We start from the raw sequence: 18,863 nt of genomic DNA, 5'->3' as shown, positions 1-18,863 counted from the left end.
TTAAGCTAACGCTACATTTGTTGAGAATAATAACTTTTCAAATTCAAATGTACCTCGTGACGCTTTCAATAGTCGCTCAAAAATTATAGCGTCATTAGCAATCTCTAAAGCGTGATCTTGACCATTAATTATTCTCCTAGCTCCAATATAATTAGAAGTTGCACCTGATATAAATTGGCCTAGCTTCGCTTTAGCAAATAAACCTTCTCGCATGCCATAAGACATTATTGCATATGCAATTTTATGATTAAGTGCTAGGTCTGGATTTATATAGAGCTTATCTCCAAGCCCTAAAGCATCGCCAACCTTTTTATAATTATAATCCCATGTTAATTGTACATAACCCCTTCCGTAATATATGTTTTTTTCTACAGTTGAAGTAGTTGGAACATCGTGTACGCTAACATGTAAGCAATCCATCGGATATCGGTAATGTGAGGATCCATTACACATTCAATCAAGAGTTTTTTTAGATCATTAAATGCTTGCTCATTAGGGAACTGCTTTTTATATATTTTAATGAAGTGTTCATAATCAATAACTTGAACTTGATTTAAAAGGGCAGCTTCTTTGTGCTTTTTTAGAAAGTTCTGACTTAATGAGGCTACAAGTGCTTTGTGAGTTAAATCATCAGGTATAACTTTTTTACTTGGGTGTTTATTACCCAATGCAGCGGATTGAAATAGCTTTAGTTGCTCTTCAGTTTTACTACCATAATATCCATCGGGCTTTAGTACTTTTTTACCGAAATACTTTTTTGTGTACCTAATAAAAGCCTTTGTAGTACTAAAACATCTAGTGGGGCATTCCTAGCACCGTGACCAACACTATTAGTTAACCTTGTTATATTTACTAAGTTTAGTTCTTTAAATATTAACATTTTAATCCTTTAATTTTTATCCTTTAGTAACTATACCACTCACTATGTGGCCCCTTCAAGGGAACATTAGCTGAATTTTATTCCATTTATATTATTCCTTTTCTATCAATATTTGTCAGTAAGCATTGGCAACTGTGTTAGTTTGATCGTCACAGTGCTTATATTTATTTTAAAAAGTAATTACCTGACTATAAATTAATTAAGCGAATTTATATAAAATAGAAGTGATATTTCATCCTATAATATCTTGTTGTTTTAAGTAGGTCTCAGCCTCATCAGTATGGGGCTTAAATGCCTTCCAACGGCCAATTGCTTTGTTGTTAAGTGGTTGGCGTACTTGCACTTTACTTGCAGTAGAGACCGGTGAGGTGTTTAAGTGAAAGTCTATACACTGTGCTTGCCACTCTAAATTACAAAAGCTAACTAGCTCTTTTATTTGCTGCTCGGGCTGGGCGACTAGTTCTTCGTATTTTACTAATTTTATATTGCTATGCAGGGCGCTGAAGTGCTGCATTAGCTTGTAAAAACGGCTGTAAAATTTTGCAGTGTCGAGTAAATCGAGCGAGTACGCGTAGTAGGGGTTATTTATAGTAAATAACTGGCGATAGTTACCAATGCAGGTGTCCATTGGGTCGCGTAGCATGCAAATAATTTTAGCGTTTGGCAGGGCTTTGGTAATTAAGTCGATATAAAAAAAGTTAAACGGGAGTTTATCTATAAAGTGCTTATGGCTGCCTGTTATTACGCGTGTTGCGTTTAAATAGGTTGACCCAAGCTGATTAAAATCAAGCTCGTAGGCTTTACTGAGTGTTTGAGTGTCGAGCACATGGGGTGTTTGTGTTTGGCTGAGCCTTTTAACACTTAAGCCAAAGTCTTGCAGTTCACCGGCTGACTGCACGTCGCTGTGGCTCGATAAAATACGCTCTACCAATGTGGTGCCAGAGCGGGGCATGCCTAATACAAAAATAGGCTCTGCCGTTGGGTTACCTTGTGTCAGCGCTTGTGTGTGCTGTTCACTTAAGAGTTTAATATGTTCAAATAACTCAGTTGAGCTTTTATGATCAAACGGCTGTACAGCACGTTTTACTACTTTACCTTGCTCTAACGCGTTAAAAGCGTCTGAAAACTCACCAATATCTTGATACTCTTTAGCTAAAGCATGGCCAATATGCAGTTTTGCATCGGGGTTTGTTACTTGCTCAAACACGTTTTTTAAGCGTTCAATATGATTGTTTTGTGTACTTACTTTAGTTAAATCACTTAATGCAAAATGACTTTGATGGTGCAGCTGGTTAAGCGCTATGGCATTTTCAAAAGCGTGTTGGGCTTTATCAAATAGCCCTAAAAACTTAGCACTTACACCGTAGTTATAATAAAACTGAGGTTGAGCTTTGTTAGCTGCTGTAGACAGTGTAATAGCGCGCTCAAAGTAGTTAAGTGCTTGCTCGTGAATACCTGCTTGAGTAAGTGCAACGCCGAGTGTGTCGGCATCAAGTGCTTTAGTTATTTGCTTTAATGGCACCGATAGTGCGGTGTTTTTTGCTTTTTGTAATTCGCCAGTAAGTGCGTAACATTTAGCAAGTTGCGCGGTATATTCAATACTTTTGCCAAGGGTGAGGGCTTTTTCGATGAGCTTTATTGCTTTGTGTATTTGCCCAACAGTTAAATTAACCATTGCCAGCAAAAAATACCCATCAGCAAAGTCTGGTTTGAGTGTAACTAACTCCACTAGGGCTTTGTGTGCTTGCTCTATTTTACCTTGGTTTAGGGAGTGTATTGCGCTTTGATGAAGTTGCTTTAAATTTGGCTGCATGGTTTTTGGTAATTATTTTGTGAAAGAAAATAAAAAGGCTCAAATAAATTTGAGCCTTAAAACATTGTTTAAAAATTACTATAAATTATATTTCAAATTTGTAGTTAAATTTAACACCTACCGTAAGCGGGCGATTAATGTAATGGCCGTAGTTACGTTGTATGTCGGCACCATTTGCTGATGTTATATCGGCATCTGAACGACGAACGGATGTAACCGCGTATTTGTTGAATAGGTTATCAACATATAGGGTAGTTGACCATGCATCAGCTGTTAATTTAGCTGATATATTACTTAAGCTGTAACCTGGTAGTGTTTCGCCGTTATCACGAAGCCCTACTCTTGAAAGCACGTCGCTTTGCGCAGTTAAACCGTAGTTAATATCAAGCGTTTTGTCGTTAAACACGTCTGTTTGATAGTTTACACCCATCGAAAATTGATTTTCAGGTGAGCCTGGTAAACGGTCGCCGTCTTCTGCGCCATCGGTACCATCGGCATTAAACAAAAATGGTGCGTCTGATGTTAGCTCTGCTTTTGTGTAGGCATAAGTTGCGTAAACTGAAAACGAGTCAGATAAAATGGCACGGGTCGAAATTTCTACCCCTTTTGCATTAGCGCTGCCTGCGTTTGAAAGGTACGTTAATTGACCTATATCTGTAGCGCCCGTAATTTGTGCATCATCCCAATCGATGTTAAATAACGCGGCGTTAAAGTGTAGTTGGCTTCTAAACCATGTACTCTTAAAGCCTAACTCGTAGTTTGTTGTGGTGTCGGCTTCAAATAATAATTCATCAGGTTGACCACAACCTGTTTGTTGATCCTCAGAAATAGGTTCCTCACATGACACTAAACCGTTTGAACCGCCAATTCTAAAGCCTTCACTTACTGTTACATAGCCCATTACTGAATCAGTAAATTGATATTTAGCATTAAATTTAAATAAGTTACCGTTATCGCCAGCGTCATCTTTTTCATATGCAACTGTGATGTCGTCAGGACCCGCACCACCGTACAATGTATTGGCTAGTGGGAAGTCAAAAGCTGCTTGCGACTCTACATCGTATTCATAAAAACGGGCACCAATGGTAATATCTAATTTGTCGGTTACTTGGTAGCCAACTTCACCAAATAGTGCAGACTCAGTGACTTTACTTTTTGTAAGCTCTAAGTATTCTAATGAGTCTGGTCTTAGCTGCTCGCCACCAAAGTTATCGATAGCGAATTGGTCAAACCCAGGCGTAAACTCTCTGCTTGATGCTTCGGTTTCTGTTTTGTTGTAAAAGCCACCCACAATCCAGTTAAAGTCGCTGTCGCCTTGCGACACTAAGCGAATTTCTTGAGTGAAGGTATCTTCTTCATCTATTTCACGGGTAAACGTTGAAAACGAAGGAAACTCTTCATAGCCGTAATCAAGACGAATAAGTAAGTCTGTTTGGTCGCGTTGGCCGTCGGCATCAAAGCTCGAAATACCAGTAGCCGATACCAGCTCTGCAAAACCTAGGTCGGCTTTTAGCTCAAGGCTTAGTAATTGATCTTTTTTCTCGCGAGGTTCTTCAAAGCGATAAGCCGACTCGTATTTACCTATTACGTCGCTTAAACCGTTGTTTGCATTAAGGCTGTTGTAATGAACAATCGAGCGGCCTTCGCTGTCTTGGTTTTGGTAAAAGTAGTTAAGCGTACCTTCAAACGATTCATTTGGTTTAAAGCGAACAGAAATACGACCAGTAGTGGTGGTTTCGCCGTTGGCGTCTTTTACATTTTTAAGGTTGTTGTTAACTGCTGAGCTATCGCTCCAATCTGGATCTGGCAACGAGACGCCAGGCTCACGTACTACATAACCGTAATCGATAAAACCAGGATCTTCATATACGTTTAAGCTTGCGCGTACTGCTAATTTATCTTCAATAATAGGAAGGTTAAATATAAAGCCGCCTTCGCCACCTAAAGAGTCACTTTCTTTTGTTTGAAATAGGTCGCCGTATACTTCAAGCGATGTAAAATCAAGCTCAGGCTGTTTAAGCATGTAGCGAATTGCACCGCCTAATGTGCCTGCACCATAAAGGGTGCCTTGTGGCCCAATTAATACTTCAACGCGCTCAATATCTACTAGGCGCATATCTACCGAAACTGGAATTTCGTTTATATAAGTAGATACTGTGCCGCCATCTGACGATGGACCAGAAGAATTTGTATTTAAACCACGAACAATAATAGGCGAGCCTGAGCGGCCACCTTGATCGGTGATTGTTAAACCAGGTACCCAGCGTGCTACATCCGCAAGCTCATTGATATTTTGATCTTTCATAATATCTGCATCAAGAGCGGTAATATTTAGCGGTGCATTTTGCACAGAGCCGCTGCGCCTTGTTGCTGTAACTTCAATTACTTCGAGTGATTTGTTTTTAGCGGCAACTTCTTCTTGAGCAAGAGCGGCATTTGGTAATAAAAATACGCTAGAAACAGCGCTCGAAATAGCCAAGGTTAACAAGCTTGGTTTAAACATAAAAAGTGATCCCCAGTTCAAATGTTTTACATTAGTAAATTAAGTTAAGTAGTTTATCAGGGAGTGAAGTAGCTGGGAATATTTAAATTGAATTTTAATTCACTTTTATAGAATAAATATGGCTTATTTTCAGGGTTTTTATTTGGTTAATAGGCAATACAAGCAATAGCTTAGTGGAATTAGGTACAGTTAGGTTAAAAATTACACCCTTGTTTAAAGGTAAATAGTCATTCATGTTTTAAAGCTGGTGTTATGACGTGCTCGTTAAACAGATTATTACATTAAAATTAATATTTCATAATGTCATTACTTATACTTTTATTAGCACTATTAAAGTGTATTTTGATCCCCATTAAGAGTGTTAAGTCGCCATTACTAGTGACAGTTTAAGTTATTGAGTGAGCGTGTTTGATTGCCGCTTCGTATTCTCTTTTTTATTTTGTCCGCACTTTTTTGTGCGTGTTTTTAAGGATTAACAATGAGCCAACTATTTTCGCCTTTATCACTTGGGCAAGTATCGTTAGATAACCGTATTATTATTGCCCCTATGTGCCAGTATTCAGCCAATAATGGCGCTGCTAGTGATTGGCATACTATTCATTTAGGCCAATTGAGTTTAAGTGGTGCAGGGTTACTTATTTTAGAAGCAACAGCAGTAAACCCAGAAGGGCGTATTAGCTACGGCGATTTAGGGCTTTGGAATAACGAAACCCAGCAAGCACTAGGCAAAAGCCTAAAAGCAGTAAGGCAATACAGCCCTATGCCTATTGGTATTCAGTTAGCGCATGCTGGACGCAAAGCATCGACTGAAAAACCATGGGACGGTGGCGATGCCATTGCACCTGATGATGTAAATGGCTGGCAAACGCTCGCACCTTCGGCAATTGCGTACGACGCTAACAGCCCAGTGCCAAAAGCAATGAGCCAATCTGACATAGATTCACTAATTAAAGATTTTGTAAGTGCAGCTAAACGCGCTGATGAACTCGGCCTTGATTTAATCGAGCTTCATGGTGCGCATGGTTACCTGTTACATCAATTTTTGTCGCCACTTTCAAACAAGCGAGATGACAACTACGGTGGCAGCCTAGAAAACAGAATGCGCTTATTACTTGATGTGTTTAAAGCGGTAAGAGCGGTATTCCCCAGTAATAAAGCAGTGGGTGTGCGTATTTCGGCAACCGATTGGGTTGAAAGTGGCTGGGATTTAGATCAATCGATAGTGCTTAGTAAAGCGCTTGATGAACTAGGTTGTGATTTTATTCATGTAAGTACGGCGGGCCTAAGCCCAGAGCAACAAATACCAGTTAAACCTAATTTCCAGGTACCGTTTGCAACAGCCATAAAAGAAGCAGTTAAAATGCCTGTTATAGCGGTGGGTTTAATTACACAGGCGCAACAAGCCGAAGATATTATTAGTGAGCAGCAAGCCGATGGCGTAGCACTAGCGCGTGGTATTTTATATAACCCGCACTGGCCGTGGCATGCAGCTGCAGAGCTTGGCGCTACAGTAACTGCACCTAAACAGTATTTACGCTCAAGCCCACATGGGCAGCCATCACCAATAAAATAAAGTTTAGTTTTTTTGTAGAAACCCAACCCGCGTTTGCGGGTTGGGTTTTATTATTTTTATAAAGTAGAGACACACATGACCCAAACAGGCGTTTCAGCGCAACCCCTTAGCAATACACTCGTTACTATTATTGCTTTGTGTTGCGGTCTTATTGTTGCCAATATTTATTACGCTCAACCTATTATTGAGTTACTTGCCCCAGAAGTTGGATTAAGTGCGCACAGTGCTAGCCTTATCGTATCGCTTACACAAATAGGCTACGCTTTGGGGTTGTTTTTTTTAGTACCACTAGCTGATTTAGTTGAAAATAAAAAGCTTATGTTGGTCACTCTTGGTGTGTCGTTTTTGAGTTTAGTGGGTACGGCACTTGCTGATTCACCTAATGTAATGCTTATTTTGTGTTTGATGATAGGTATAAGTTCGGTTTCTGTTCAGGTGCTTATTCCACTTGCTGCGCATTTATCGTCTGACGAAAAACGCGGACAAGTTCTTGGTAATATTATGGCGGGTTTGTTGTTAGGTATTTTGCTAGCAAGACCTATATCGAGCTTAATAGCCGATCACTTTGGTTGGCGCGCCGTATTTTACTTTGCAGCAGGGTGTATGGTGTTTATTGCTGGCGTAATTTATTTTGCTATTCCAAGTAGGCAACCAACCCATAAAACAACGTATTTTAAGTTATTAAAATCGCTTAAACAATTAATGATAAGCCAGCCAGTGCTGCGCCAACGTTCACTTTTTCAAGCGTTAATGTTTGCATCGTTCAGCTTATTTTGGACGAGCGTACCGGTTGTGCTTGCCCGTGAGTATGGTTTATCTCAATCAGAAATAGCACTGTTTGCACTAGTGGGTGCGGCAGGTGCTGTAGCAGCCCCCATTGTTGGGCGTTTGGCAGATAAAGGCTATACACATCAGGTATCGTTACTGGCCAAAGTAATTGCAGCAGTGTGCTTTTTACCAAGCTTATTTGAGTTACCTTACGGCATTATAGTATTGGCATTAACCGGTGTGTTTATTGATTTTTCTGTGCAGGCCAATATGGTATTGGGTCAACGTGCAGTGTACGCACTAGAGCCACAAAGCCGTGCGCGTTTAAACGCTATTTACATGACTAGTATATTTGTAGGTGGCGCAGTAGGCTCGCTTATTGCCAGCCCACTATATGAAGCAGGCGGTTGGACTGGTATTGCACTGGTGGCTACCGGCATGCCGCTTATTTCGTTGATTGGCTATTTGGTTACAACTAAAAAGCAAAGTAAGGCTGTGAGTTAAAAAATTACCAGATAAAACACAATAAAGTCACCATGTTGTGTGGTGACTTTATTTAGCTTATTTGGTAGTTAATTAAGTAGCCTGTTTTTTTGCGTTTGAAAACGAGCTACCAACAGATGCAATAATCACAAGTAAAATAGCGAGCCACTGCCATAAAGTAAGTAATTCACCCAGTATAATAAACCCTGCGAGCGAAGCTATTGCAGGCTCTAAACTCATCATTACGCTAAACCCTTGTGAAGGCATGTTACGCAGTGCAACCATTTCAAGTGTGTAAGGCAGTGCGCTTGATAAAATAGCAATACCAATACCCAGTGGGATAATTTCCCACGTAAACGCGGCGCTTTGCATAATGCCACCGTAAGGCACTAGCACTATAGCGGCAACAGTCATGCCCAGTGCGACAGTGGCACCACCAGAGCTTTGTGTGCCGGTTTTTTTACCAAATAATATATAACCTGCCCAACATGCACCGGCACCAAGAGCAAGCGCTACACCTAATGGATCAAGGCTATCTTGCCCGCTCATATCTGGAAGCAGAAGCAAAATACCAGCAATAGCACAGGCAACCCAAAATAAATCACGTTTGCGGCGTGATGAAAATAAGGCAACAGTAAGCGGGCCTGTAAATTCAAGTGCTACACCAATGCCTAGTGGAATGCGTTCAATAGCGTAATAAAACAAAATGTTCATGCCGCCTAAACTTAAACCATACACAATTATAGGAATACGATTACCCGTAGTGGGTAAGTGTTTCCAAGGTTTAAACACTAAGCAAAGTATAAAGGCAGAAAAACCAAGCCTAAGGGCCGTCGTACCCTCAGGGCCAACAATTGGAAAAAGCTGTTTTGCAAACGACGCGCCCGTTTGAATGGTCATCATGGCAAGCAATACACACACGATAGCCAGTAAATAACTTTTTGAAGATGCTTGCATTTTTATCCTTGAGTTGAGTAACTCTATCAATTAGTTATGTAATGCAGGGAGTATAAAAGCTAAACCCACCCGATATTAATGGCGGCATAGTATCTTTTTTTAAATTTATAGGTAAGTGTTTGCGACCAAAAATAACGCAATAAAAAGTATATTAAATAGGGAAGGTAAATAAAGTAAGAGGTAAAGTTAGCAAACAGGCGTTTGCTAACTTTAATCAGTTGGTTAAAAGGCCTTAGTGGGCACTTTTATTAACTAAGCCATCGAGCGAGTAGAGGCCTCGTTTTTCATCATTTTTGCGTTTAATTTCTTCAAGTGCACGCGATTCTACAGCGTCAAATAAAGCGTTAATTAAGCGGTTAAAATGTTTGTGCATTGCACTGCGCGCTGCATTTGCATCATGCGACTTTAGGGCTGTATAAATAGCGGTGTGTTCATCCATAACGCACTCGTTATTGTTTTTACACACACTGCCATAGTCAGCAACAATTTGTGGATTTGTTAAACGTAAATCCCACAAGTTAGACACTGCAAATTCAAGTGCTTTATTACGCGTTGCTCTAGCTATAATTTCGTGGAACTCACGATCGGCTTGCTCAACATATAGGCCTTTTTCCATAGCAATTAATGTTTTATTTAGTTGCTCTAGTTCTTCTTCTGTAATGCTTTGAGCAGCTAGAGCGGCAATTTCGCCTTCAATTAATGCGCGAGCTTGAGTAAGTTCAAATGCACTGATCTCTTTTGATTTTATAGATGCATTTTTTTGTTCTACTACGTAAACACCAGAGCCAGTTTTAACTTCAACTCGGCCACGTACTTCTAATGCGATAATAGCTTCTCTAATGGTAGGGCGGCTTACATCAAACATTTCTGCAAGTTCACGTTCAGGTGGTAAACGACTCCCAGCAGAAAATTCGCCTTGATTTATTAAAGACTCAATTTTATCAACTATGCGCCAAAATAAGCGACGATTACCCATACTTTACCTTCATTACCTTAAGGAATAATGGCCTCTGGGGCCTATAAGTCAAAACCAACTGTTAATATCAGAGGTTACCTTAAAATTCACTATTATGTCAAAATTCTAACGCGATGTTAGGGTTAAAAACCACTATACACCAACGGTTGCATTCTTGTATTACCAATTTAGTTTAAAATAATGTAATTGGCCAGCTTGATTGGTAATGTTTTTATGTGTTAGGTTAGATTTAAGGTTATTGAGTAATAAATATTGGTAATAAACCGAGTTGGGTTGTCAGTGTTAAGTTTGTTGTAGAAGTATTTGATTGCCCATGGATGGGGATCGCTATTTTAAAGTGTTTTGTAAAATGTGTCGTTGTACGAGAGCTATTTAAGCTTTCTTCTGGGCGTTAGCTGTCGTTGGTTAACGCCCATATTTTATTTAATTAGTCGTTAGGGTACACAACCCCAAGCTGTTTGCGCGCTTCATCAAGAACGCTCATTACGTTACTGGCTAAAATGTGCGTATTAACAGGTGACTCAAGGATATTTTGCTTCACTAATGACATGAAATGCTCAACTTCGTATTTCATAAAGTGCTCATCAAACGGCTGGGATATAATCTCTACATCACCATTATTAGCAATAAATTCCACTTTTTTAAGTTGCGATACGGCTTCTATACGTATGCGCCCAAGCTCGCCTTGTATTTCGGTTATGTTGTCGCCTTGCGATATTTTGGAGTAACTAATAACGGCTTGTTTATCTGCATAGTTTAGTAATACATCGCCCGCACCATCTACACCAGTATCGAGCAATACGCCACTGGCACTCACGCTTTTTGGTGCCCCCCAAAGTGCAATTAATAAATACAGCGGGTAAATCCCTAAATCAACTAAAGCACCATTTGCAAACTCGGGTAAAAATGTGTTTGGGCGTTCTCCATTTTTATACTTATCGTAACGCGATGAGTATTGACTGTACTGGCCAATATATTTACGTGGTGTGCCAATTTTTACCATTGCCTGTTGTAGCTGTTCATAGTTAGGCAAGTGAGTGGTCATCATGGCTTCCATGTAAAGGCGCTGATGCTTTTTTGCTGTAGCTATAATGCTTGCAAGCTCTTTAGAATTGGCAGCTGATGGTTTTTCGCCAAGGACATGTTTACCCGCTTCTAGACACATAACGGCATATTGTTTGTGTAAGCTATTAGGGGCGGCTATGTAGACAGCATCGACATTTTGATCTTGGCAAACTTGCTCGATTGAGGTGAAAATTTTTGCTTGTGCATTTTGTGGGTGTTTGGCTAAAAATGCTTCGCCGCTAGATACTGCGCGCGAGCACACCCCATATAAATTAAAATCGTTTAACGTATTTGCAGCGGCTAACAATGTGTCGCTAATAAAATTGGTGCCAACAATAACAAAGTTCATGCTCACTCCTTAGCTTAAATAAAAATAATAAGAGTATTTAGTTTAACATTTTTTTAGTTCTATATGCTCGAGGAGAACATCCAAACCAGCGTTTAACATTAACACTTAGTGTTGCTTGTTCCTGATATCCTAAAAGCTCAGATATGGTTGAGATTGTAAATTGGTTTTGCGCTAAATAGTGTGCAGCTAAAGCGCGGCGAGTGGCATCTTTTAGTTTTACAAAACTCGTATTATGTTTGATAAGTTCTCGATGCAGAGTACGCGGGTGCATACCCAGCGCAGCTGAAATAGTTTGGTTACTACATTGATAAATAGGAAGCATAGGCCTAATTAGCGCACTAACTTGGTTGGGCAACGGTTGTGTGTGTTCTTTGTTTTTTGCCAAGAAGTTTAGCGCTGCTTGTACTTTATTTAGTTTAGGGTGATCAAGCTCAAGAGTTAAATCACTTTTTGAGATTACAATGCCAGCGCTGTTGCGATGCTCTATAACGTTACAACCAAAGTAAGTGTTATAGGCACGAGTATTAGTACTTAACTTTTTTGGCAAAAATATATTAATTGGTTTACAGCGGTTATTACTCAGCTTTTTAATAACAGCTAATGCTAAACCAATGGTTAGCTCAATAACTTGGTTTATGTGCGGTAATGGTTTTAAATTAATTTCGAATGATAAAAACAAGCTTTTATCATTCTCTAAAGGGTGCGAGTTTAAGCTAAGTGCAGGGCTGTGTAAGTGAAGGTATTTAATAACCCAATTAAGTGCATCACCTAAATTAGTACTACTTTTGGCAGCTATTGCAATATGTCCTAAAATATCAAAATTTTGTCTACTTGCGAGCTTAAGGCCAAAACTAGAGCAATTGAACTTACAAGCACAGTACTCTAAAAGCTCAGCGTAATCTCGATAAGATAAATATTGGTTATCGAGATTTTTAAAGTCAACGTTATTAATATTACAGCTTTGCATTATTTCATGCGGATCGCCGCCAAATTCGCTAATTAGCGTGTCTATACCTTGTAATGACGTGGCTCTGATTAGGCTGCTCATGGTTAACCCCAAATAAGTGATGTCTAAAAATATCAAGTTTTATTGGGTTTTTCTATGCACTATTACTGTTAAGGCCATTTAAAACTTTTATGAAGGTACACCATGAACAATATAACATTTGATTACATTGTGATTGGCGCAGGCAGTGGCGGCTGCGTTATGGCATCACGATTGTCTGAGGATAAAAATGTCAGTGTGTGTTTAATTGAAGCTGGCGGCAGCGATAAAAGTGCATTTGTGCAAATGCCAGCTGGCATAGCAGCGAGTGTGCCTTATGGCATAAATAGCTGGCATTACAATACGGTGCCACAAAAAGAGCTTAATAACCGCTGTGGTTTTGTGCCGCGCGGCAAAGTATTGGGTGGCTCAAGCTCTACCAATGCAATGGTTTATATTCGCGGTCACAAATACGATTACGATAATTGGGCACAGCTTGGTAATGAAGGCTGGGATTTTAAGAGTTTACTCCCGTACTTTATTAAATCTGAGAACAATAAAGCGTTTATAAATAATGAGCTGCACGGAACAAAAGGCCCGCTACATGTACAAGAGCTAAGTAACCCAAGCAATGTAAACCAATATTTTTTAAATGCCTGTGCTGAGCAAAGCGTTAATTTAAGCGACGATATAAATGGCAAAGAGCAAAGCGGTGCGCGTTTATCGCAGGTAACTCAGCACAATGGCGAGCGTTGTAGTGCGGCAAAAGCATATTTAACACCGCATTTAAACCGCCCCAATTTAACGGTATTAACCCATAGCCACGTTAATAAAATAAATATAGCTAATAAGATAACGCAAGGTGTGCAAATAGAGCGTAATAAAGAAGTTATTAATTTACTTGCTAAAAAAGAGGTAATACTTAGTGCTGGCGCTATTAATTCACCACAAATATTAATGCTTTCAGGCATTGGCCCAAAAGAGCAGTTAAGTGCGCATAATATTAAGGTTCAGCACGTACTTGAAGGTGTTGGCGCTAATTTACAAGATCACTTAACGGTAGTGCCACTTTATAAATCAAAAACAAGTAAAGGCACATTTGGTATAAGCCCGCTTGGCATTGCCAGCATTTTAAAAGGATGCGTTAACTGGTTTAGTAAACGAGAAGGGCGATTAACCAGTAATTTTGCAGAGTCGCACGCGTTTATTAAATTATTTGAAGGCTCGCCAGCGCCCGATGTGCAGCTAGAGTTTGTAATTGGGCTGGTGGACGATCATAGTCGTAAATTACACACTGGGCATGGTTACAGTATACACAGCAGTATTATGCGCCCCAAAAGCCGAGGCACGATTACATTAGCAGATAACAACCCGCGTAGTGCACCGCTTATTGACCCTAATTACTTAAGCCACCCAGATGATTTAACTGTAATGCTTGCAGGCCTTAAAAAAACACTCGCTATTATGCAAAGCAACGCTTTTGATAACATACGCGGTAAAATGCTCTACCCGCTTGATATAAATAATGATGAGCAGCTAATTGAGTTTATACGCCAAACTGCAGATACCGAATATCACCCGGTCGGGACATGTAAAATGGGGCAAGACTCAATGGCAGTGGTAGATACTAATTTACGAGTACACGGGGTAAGTAACTTACGCGTAGTTGATGCGTCGATTATGCCTACTATTATTACCGGCAACACAAATGCGCCGGTAATTGCGATTGCTGAAAAAGCGGCTGATTTAATTAAACACGAAAACGTATAATTGAATTAACAATAGCAGGGCTATTAATTAGCGATAAAACTCATTTAGCCATTGTTGCCAATCGCTTTCAAGATGTAGCATTTGCTGATGCTTTTTAGCGTTTAGATGCTTGGCTTCGTCCTCGCTTGCCACATAAGGCCCAACGCGGCATAGGGGGCAATGGTTAGATGTTAAGTATGCAGGCTTTGTAAGGCGTGAGCTTAATTCGCTAGTATGTTTATCGAGACTTTTTGGGCTGAAAACGTAAGTTATGCCGCTTGTGTCTTTAACGTGTTTATCGCGGTCAACATTACGAATTTTATAACCTTCAAAATGGCTAATATCAAATGGGATTTGGCCTAAATAATCTGCGGTTAAACCGTTATTTAAACTCCCTTCTATATTCCACTCACGATAAGGTTTTACATCCTTTGAGGTGATGTAACAAAGCATTGGCCCATTTTTATCAAGCGCGTATTCGTTAGCGTATTTAATAAATTGGTGCAGTAAAGCGCGGTTTAATACGTTCATACTGGTTTGGCGCGTGTTGTTTTCAAATGCTTCACGGCCAACAAATGCAGGTATAAGCGGAAACTGAAAAATAACCACATCAAAGCTGTGCTGGTTTTCACTTAGAGCTTGCCAACATGCAGGGTTTGTTACATCAAAACTATTAAGTACCTCAACGTTATGCGCTTTTAAGTTGCTAAGTGCATTGTGCTGGTATTTTTGCTCAATAGTAGTTTGGTCATCGTAAGTGGATGCAACCAAAGCTTTTGGCGATAGATGAGTGTAAATAGCATTCGAAAACGATAAATCGCCATCGCCTACGGTGAGTATTCGCCATTGAGGATTTAAATACATATTTTATTTAGCGTTTATGTTTGTAGCAGTATTATTTATATCGCTATTTGTTTGTGAGTCTTTTGCTAGTAAACGATGAAACGCAAGTCTGGTTTTTAAACCTTCAATAGCGATTTGTTTAATAATAAGATTAAAGGTAATTAAAATGGCAAAGGCAATATGAATAGGGCCGTGAGTAAATCCTGCATCTGTATCGTACAGTGTTAAACCGAATAGCAAAAATAAGACGACTAAAAATATTTCGAGTAATTGACTTGAATAAAAGCTTAAACGACCTTCGCTTTTATGATCTTTTTTAATGCGAATAGCACAAAAAAATGGGATCACTTTGATTTTAAATGCAGCGTTTTTTTCTACGTAGTTTTCGCCAAGTTCGTCGAGTTGTTGGCGTAGTTGGTCAATCATGGTGTGTCCTCAAATAGCAGTGCGCGGATATTACCTTATTACCACGCAATATTTAAGTTTACAGCTGCTATTTAGGATAAATACTCATACCAATAGTAAGGATATGACACACAAACACAACAGAGGTTAGTACAAAGCGCATTTTTTGATAATCTTTATGATAGGTTTGCCATTGCGGCGTGGCTTTTTCAAATAAAAGTACTAACCAAAAACTAGCACCTAACCAAGCGAGTGCCCACTCAACAGGTAAAAATGATAAAAATGGTATAGGTATTACAGGCGCAACAGCTTTTATAGCATTGTTATAAGTTTGCTCTCCGGCGCGCCATAAGTTACCCGCCATAAATGCTAAAATGGCGATACTGTAAAAAGTAAAAAACTCCAAGTTAAGGCTATTACTGCCAAACATGAGTGGCCAACCTACACACCCTAGAAACGGGATTAAGCCTAGGTAACCTAGCTGTATATGGTTAACAAATTTTTCCATTACGGTGTGCCTTATATTTGATGACTTATTTGAAGCGGGGCTATTGTAGCAGTATTGCGATTAGCGGTCTTAATAATTCGCCAGCGTTTACAATTCAGATAATGCTTACGATAACAATGATTATATAGTTCAACCCAAAAAATCGATTGTTTTAATCTAAACAATCAATTTTATTTAATTTCCTATTGGCCTTATTGTATTAATCAAGCCAACGCAGAAGGTCGTTTAAAACGAAAGCGTTGATTACTTTTAAAATACATAAACACAGATGAGGAAATACCATGAGCACTTCATTAATCAATACAAAATTACAACCATTCAATGCAACCGCTTACCACAACGGTGACTTTGTAGAATTGTCTGAAAAAGATGTTCTAGGTAAATGGTCTATCTTCTTCTTTTACCCAGCAGACTTTACATTTGTATGTCCTACCGAATTAGGTGACCTTGCAGATTACTATGCACAACTTCAAGAAATGGGCGTAGAAGTTTACTCAGTATCTACTGACACTCATTTTACTCACAAAGCATGGCATGACACGTCAGACACTATCGGTAAAATTACTTACCCAATGATTGGCGACCCAACAGGGCGTATTACACGTAGCTTTGGTGTAATGATTGAAGAAGAAGGTTTAGCACTTCGCGGTACATTTGTAATGAACCCAGAAGGCGAAATTAAAGTAATCGAAACTCACGATTTAGGAATTGGCCGAAGCGCTAAAGAACTAGTTCGTAAAGTACAAGCTGCACAATACATTGCAACTCACGATGGTGAAGTTTGCCCTGCATCTTGGCAGCCAGGTGAAGACACACTTGCACCTTCACTAGATTTAGTTGGTAAAATCTAAATATAGGTTTACCCACTTTTATAAGGGCAGGTAACTGCCCTTAAATCAACGAACATTCGTTTGTTGGTGCCTCCTATATCAATATACTTGTTTAAGCACATGCATTATTTGGCATGGGAGGCTTGCTGTTTAAATTTTCCTAAAAGGGTTAAGCCATGTTAGATAACAACATAAAAAATCAATTAAAAAGCCATTTCGAATCGCTTACTCAACCTGTTGAGCTGCTTATTGCCTTGGATGACAGCAAAAAATCAGCAGAAGTAGAAAGCTTAGCAAACGATTTAGCCTCACTAAGCGATAAATTTACTGTAATAAGCAATCCTGATACAAGCGCACGTCGCCCGTCAATGGTAGTACATTCGCCTATTAAAAAAACTCATGTTACGTTTGCAGGCGTACCTATGGGTCATGAATTCACAAGTTTAGTGTTAGCACTTTTGCATACTGGCGGACACGCAAGTAAAGCTAAAAGCGAAGACATTGAGCAAATACAATCGCTTACTCAAGAGCTGAACTTTGAAGTATACATAAGTTTAAGTTGCCAAACGTGCCCGCAAGTAGTGCAAGCACTTAACACTATGGCAGCGACAAACAGCAATATTAAAGCCACCATGATTGACGGTGCATTATTTCAAGATGAAGTAGAAGAACGAAATATTTTAGCTGTTCCGGCTGTATATTTAAATGGCGAACCATTTAGCCAAGGTGCACTAAGCCTTACTGACATACTTAACAAAGTAGATAGCAAAGGGGCTGCTAAACAAGCAGCAGCGCTAAGCGAAAAAGACGAGTTTGATGTACTGGTAGTTGGTGGCGGCCCAGCGGGCGCGTCGGCTGCAATTTACTCAGCACGAAAAGGGTTAAATACAGGCATTGTTGCTGATAGATTTGGTGGACAAGTTGCCGATACACTAGCAATAGAGAACTTTATTTCGATTAAAGCGACTGAAGGGCCTAAATTGGTTGCCCAGCTTGAAGAGCACGTTAAAGAATACGATGTAGATGTAATGCATAATCAGCGTGCAGCGGCACTTGGTTATAACAATGGTTACGAAATTACACTAGAAAATGGCGCAGTACTTAAAGCTAAGTCGCTCGTACTTGCAACTGGTGCACGCTGGCGCGAAATGAACGTACCAGGTGAGCAAGAGTATCGTGGCCACGGTGTGGCATATTGCCCACATTGCGACGGCCCTTTATTTAAAGGCAAACCTGTTGCTGTAATTGGTGGTGGTAATTCAGGTATAGAAGCGGCAATCGATTTAGCTAATATTGTGCAAAGCGTTACGGTACTTGAATTTGCAGACACACTACGAGCCGATGAAGTGCTTATTCGTAAAGCTAAAAGCATGGCTAATATTACTATTATAAAAAGTGCACAAACAACCGAAGTACTTGGTGATGGTAAAAAAGTAACTGGCTTAATGTACACAGATAGAGTGTCGGGGGAGAGCAAAGAGCTTGAACTTGCCGGTATATTTGTACAAATAGGCTTAATACCAAATACCGAGTGGTTAAAAGACAGCGACCTTGAATTAAGCAAATTTGGTGAAATACTAATTGATGCTAAAGGCGCAACTTCATTACCAGGCATTTATGGCGCGGGGGATGCAACCAATACTCCGTTTAAACAAATTATTATTGCAATGGGCAGCGGTGCAACAGCAAGCTTAGGCGCATTTGATTATTTAATTCGTCACTCTGAAGAAGCTGATCAAAGCGCTGCTTAATGTAATTAGTAAAAACTCTCTTGATATAACAGCAAGGCTACACCCATAGCTGTTTGTTAACCCAAGCCGCCCTTCTCCAAAGGCGGCTTTTTTAATGCTTAAGAATTAGCACACGATTTAATCGCACCCACCACCAGAATCGCCGCCGCAATTTGTATAAGAATGTGATGAGTTACTGCTAGAGGAAGCTGTTGAGTCACTGCCAGTATAAGCAGATGATCCACGTGATGACTTAGCACTGATAAATGTAACTAACAGCAATACGCCTGATACGATAACTATTGTTATTGATGAGCTCCATTGCCCAGTGGAAACGCCTTTAAATACTGCAACAATAAGGACAGTTAGTAATATAGTTCTAATTATGTTTTTCATTGTTAATGCCTTATCTAACTATATTTAGCACGCGGTTAAGTGTGCAAAGC

General features: G+C 39.7%; 16 protein-coding genes. 5 read left to right on the top strand and 11 right to left on the bottom strand.

The annotated features are described in order from the left end of the window. From H5092_RS08725 to H5092_RS08715, 3 genes are all read right to left on the bottom strand, one after another. Window positions 1–420 carry a glycoside hydrolase family 19 protein gene (locus H5092_RS08725; protein WP_182733331.1) on the bottom strand — a complete coding sequence of 140 codons (420 nt, stop codon included), beginning with the start codon at window positions 418–420 and terminating at the stop codon, window positions 1–3. Between the two features lie 692 nt (window positions 421–1,112). Continuing rightward, window positions 1,113–2,693, bottom strand: a complete 1,581-nt coding sequence (locus H5092_RS08720; RefSeq protein ID WP_182733330.1) for a sulfotransferase — start codon at window positions 2,691–2,693, stop codon at window positions 1,113–1,115. An 85-nt stretch (window positions 2,694–2,778) separates the two neighbouring features. Beyond that, a complete protein-coding gene (locus H5092_RS08715; protein WP_182733329.1) occupies window positions 2,779–5,196 on the bottom strand; it encodes a TonB-dependent receptor in 2,418 nt (805 codons plus the stop codon). Between the two features lie 478 nt (window positions 5,197–5,674). Between H5092_RS08715 and H5092_RS08710 the strand changes: the two genes are divergently transcribed. Further along, window positions 5,675–6,769 (top strand): NADH:flavin oxidoreductase/NADH oxidase, encoded by a 1,095-nt coding sequence (locus tag H5092_RS08710; RefSeq protein ID WP_182733328.1) that lies wholly within the window; start codon window positions 5,675–5,677, stop codon window positions 6,767–6,769. A gap of 75 nt (window positions 6,770–6,844) precedes the next feature. Further along, entirely contained in the window at window positions 6,845–8,041 is a 1,197-nt protein-coding gene (locus H5092_RS08705) for an MFS transporter (RefSeq protein WP_182733327.1), read from the top strand. A 72-nt stretch (window positions 8,042–8,113) separates the two neighbouring features. On the opposite strand, the gene H5092_RS08700 is transcribed toward H5092_RS08705, so the two are convergent. The 4 genes from H5092_RS08700 to H5092_RS08685 form a co-directional block, all read right to left on the bottom strand. Next, window positions 8,114–8,977, bottom strand: coding sequence for a DMT family transporter (locus tag H5092_RS08700; RefSeq protein WP_182694245.1), 864 nt, complete (start codon window positions 8,975–8,977; stop codon window positions 8,114–8,116). A 232-nt stretch (window positions 8,978–9,209) separates the two neighbouring features. After that, entirely contained in the window at window positions 9,210–9,953 is a 744-nt protein-coding gene (locus H5092_RS08695; protein ID WP_002960591.1) for a FadR/GntR family transcriptional regulator, read from the bottom strand. 427 nt (window positions 9,954–10,380) lie between these two features. Continuing rightward, window positions 10,381–11,367 (bottom strand): Gfo/Idh/MocA family protein, encoded by a 987-nt coding sequence (locus H5092_RS08690; RefSeq protein WP_182733326.1) that lies wholly within the window; start codon window positions 11,365–11,367, stop codon window positions 10,381–10,383. A 37-nt stretch (window positions 11,368–11,404) separates the two neighbouring features. Further along, window positions 11,405–12,415 (bottom strand): AraC family transcriptional regulator, encoded by a 1,011-nt coding sequence (locus H5092_RS08685; protein ID WP_182716293.1) that lies wholly within the window; start codon window positions 12,413–12,415, stop codon window positions 11,405–11,407. 102 nt (window positions 12,416–12,517) lie between these two features. Here H5092_RS08685 and H5092_RS08680 point away from each other — a divergent pair, with 102 nt between their 5' ends. Beyond that, on the top strand, window positions 12,518–14,122 hold the full coding sequence (locus H5092_RS08680; RefSeq protein ID WP_182733325.1) for a GMC family oxidoreductase: 1,605 nt from the start codon (window positions 12,518–12,520) through the stop codon (window positions 14,120–14,122). Window positions 14,123–14,149: 27 nt separating this feature from the next. Here the strand turns inward: H5092_RS08680 and H5092_RS08675 are convergent, their stop codons facing one another. The 3 genes from H5092_RS08675 to H5092_RS08665 form a co-directional block, all read right to left on the bottom strand. Beyond that, a complete protein-coding gene (locus tag H5092_RS08675) occupies window positions 14,150–14,965 on the bottom strand; it encodes a class I SAM-dependent methyltransferase (protein ID WP_182695219.1) in 816 nt (271 codons plus the stop codon). 3 nt (window positions 14,966–14,968) lie between these two features. Beyond that, window positions 14,969–15,370 carry a hypothetical protein gene (locus H5092_RS08670; RefSeq protein WP_002960599.1) on the bottom strand — a complete coding sequence of 134 codons (402 nt, stop codon included), beginning with the start codon at window positions 15,368–15,370 and terminating at the stop codon, window positions 14,969–14,971. 67 nt (window positions 15,371–15,437) lie between these two features. After that, window positions 15,438–15,857, bottom strand: coding sequence for a DUF3429 domain-containing protein (locus H5092_RS08665; protein WP_182716295.1), 420 nt, complete (start codon window positions 15,855–15,857; stop codon window positions 15,438–15,440). Window positions 15,858–16,138: 281 nt separating this feature from the next. Here H5092_RS08665 and ahpC point away from each other — a divergent pair, with 281 nt between their 5' ends. Together ahpC and ahpF are read left to right on the top strand one after the other, a co-directional pair. Further along, window positions 16,139–16,708, top strand: coding sequence for an alkyl hydroperoxide reductase subunit C (ahpC, locus tag H5092_RS08660; protein WP_002960601.1), 570 nt, complete (start codon window positions 16,139–16,141; stop codon window positions 16,706–16,708). Between the two features lie 155 nt (window positions 16,709–16,863). Further along, window positions 16,864–18,438, top strand: coding sequence for an alkyl hydroperoxide reductase subunit F (ahpF, locus tag H5092_RS08655; RefSeq protein ID WP_182692532.1), 1,575 nt, complete (start codon window positions 16,864–16,866; stop codon window positions 18,436–18,438). Between the two features lie 117 nt (window positions 18,439–18,555). Here the strand turns inward: ahpF and H5092_RS08650 are convergent, their stop codons facing one another. Then, window positions 18,556–18,813 (bottom strand): hypothetical protein, encoded by a 258-nt coding sequence (locus H5092_RS08650; protein ID WP_182692531.1) that lies wholly within the window; start codon window positions 18,811–18,813, stop codon window positions 18,556–18,558. Window positions 18,814–18,863 lie beyond the last annotated feature (50 nt).

The organism is Pseudoalteromonas sp. SR41-7, from assembly GCF_014163935.1.
Taxonomy (GTDB): Bacteria; Pseudomonadota; Gammaproteobacteria; order Enterobacterales; family Alteromonadaceae; genus Pseudoalteromonas; species Pseudoalteromonas distincta.
Note: the sequence above shows the minus strand (reverse complement) of the source record. Positions and strands in the feature narration are given on the sequence as shown.

What these genes read in the sequence shown, in the direction of transcription:
- H5092_RS08720 (WP_182733330.1), bottom strand. Translation starts at nt 2,693, where the DNA reads ATGCAGCCAAATTTAAAGCAACTTCATCAAAGCGCAATACACTCCCTA.
- H5092_RS08725 (WP_182733331.1), bottom strand. Translation starts at nt 420, where the DNA reads ATGGATTGCTTACATGTTAGCGTACACGATGTTCCAACTACTTCAACT.
- H5092_RS08680 (WP_182733325.1), top strand. Translation starts at nt 12,518, where the DNA reads ATGAACAATATAACATTTGATTACATTGTGATTGGCGCAGGCAGTGGC.
- H5092_RS08700 (WP_182694245.1), bottom strand. Translation starts at nt 8,977, where the DNA reads ATGCAAGCATCTTCAAAAAGTTATTTACTGGCTATCGTGTGTGTATTG.
- H5092_RS08705 (WP_182733327.1), top strand. Translation starts at nt 6,845, where the DNA reads ATGACCCAAACAGGCGTTTCAGCGCAACCCCTTAGCAATACACTCGTT.
- H5092_RS08710 (WP_182733328.1), top strand. Translation starts at nt 5,675, where the DNA reads ATGAGCCAACTATTTTCGCCTTTATCACTTGGGCAAGTATCGTTAGAT.
- H5092_RS08685 (WP_182716293.1), bottom strand. Translation starts at nt 12,415, where the DNA reads ATGAGCAGCCTAATCAGAGCCACGTCATTACAAGGTATAGACACGCTA.
- ahpF (WP_182692532.1), top strand. Translation starts at nt 16,864, where the DNA reads ATGTTAGATAACAACATAAAAAATCAATTAAAAAGCCATTTCGAATCG.
- H5092_RS08690 (WP_182733326.1), bottom strand. Translation starts at nt 11,367, where the DNA reads ATGAACTTTGTTATTGTTGGCACCAATTTTATTAGCGACACATTGTTA.
- H5092_RS08670 (WP_002960599.1), bottom strand. Translation starts at nt 15,370, where the DNA reads ATGATTGACCAACTACGCCAACAACTCGACGAACTTGGCGAAAACTAC.
- H5092_RS08650 (WP_182692531.1), bottom strand. Translation starts at nt 18,813, where the DNA reads ATGAAAAACATAATTAGAACTATATTACTAACTGTCCTTATTGTTGCA.
- H5092_RS08715 (WP_182733329.1), bottom strand. Translation starts at nt 5,196, where the DNA reads ATGTTTAAACCAAGCTTGTTAACCTTGGCTATTTCGAGCGCTGTTTCT.
- H5092_RS08695 (WP_002960591.1), bottom strand. Translation starts at nt 9,953, where the DNA reads ATGGGTAATCGTCGCTTATTTTGGCGCATAGTTGATAAAATTGAGTCT.
- ahpC (WP_002960601.1), top strand. Translation starts at nt 16,139, where the DNA reads ATGAGCACTTCATTAATCAATACAAAATTACAACCATTCAATGCAACC.
- H5092_RS08675 (WP_182695219.1), bottom strand. Translation starts at nt 14,965, where the DNA reads ATGTATTTAAATCCTCAATGGCGAATACTCACCGTAGGCGATGGCGAT.
- H5092_RS08665 (WP_182716295.1), bottom strand. Translation starts at nt 15,857, where the DNA reads ATGGAAAAATTTGTTAACCATATACAGCTAGGTTACCTAGGCTTAATC.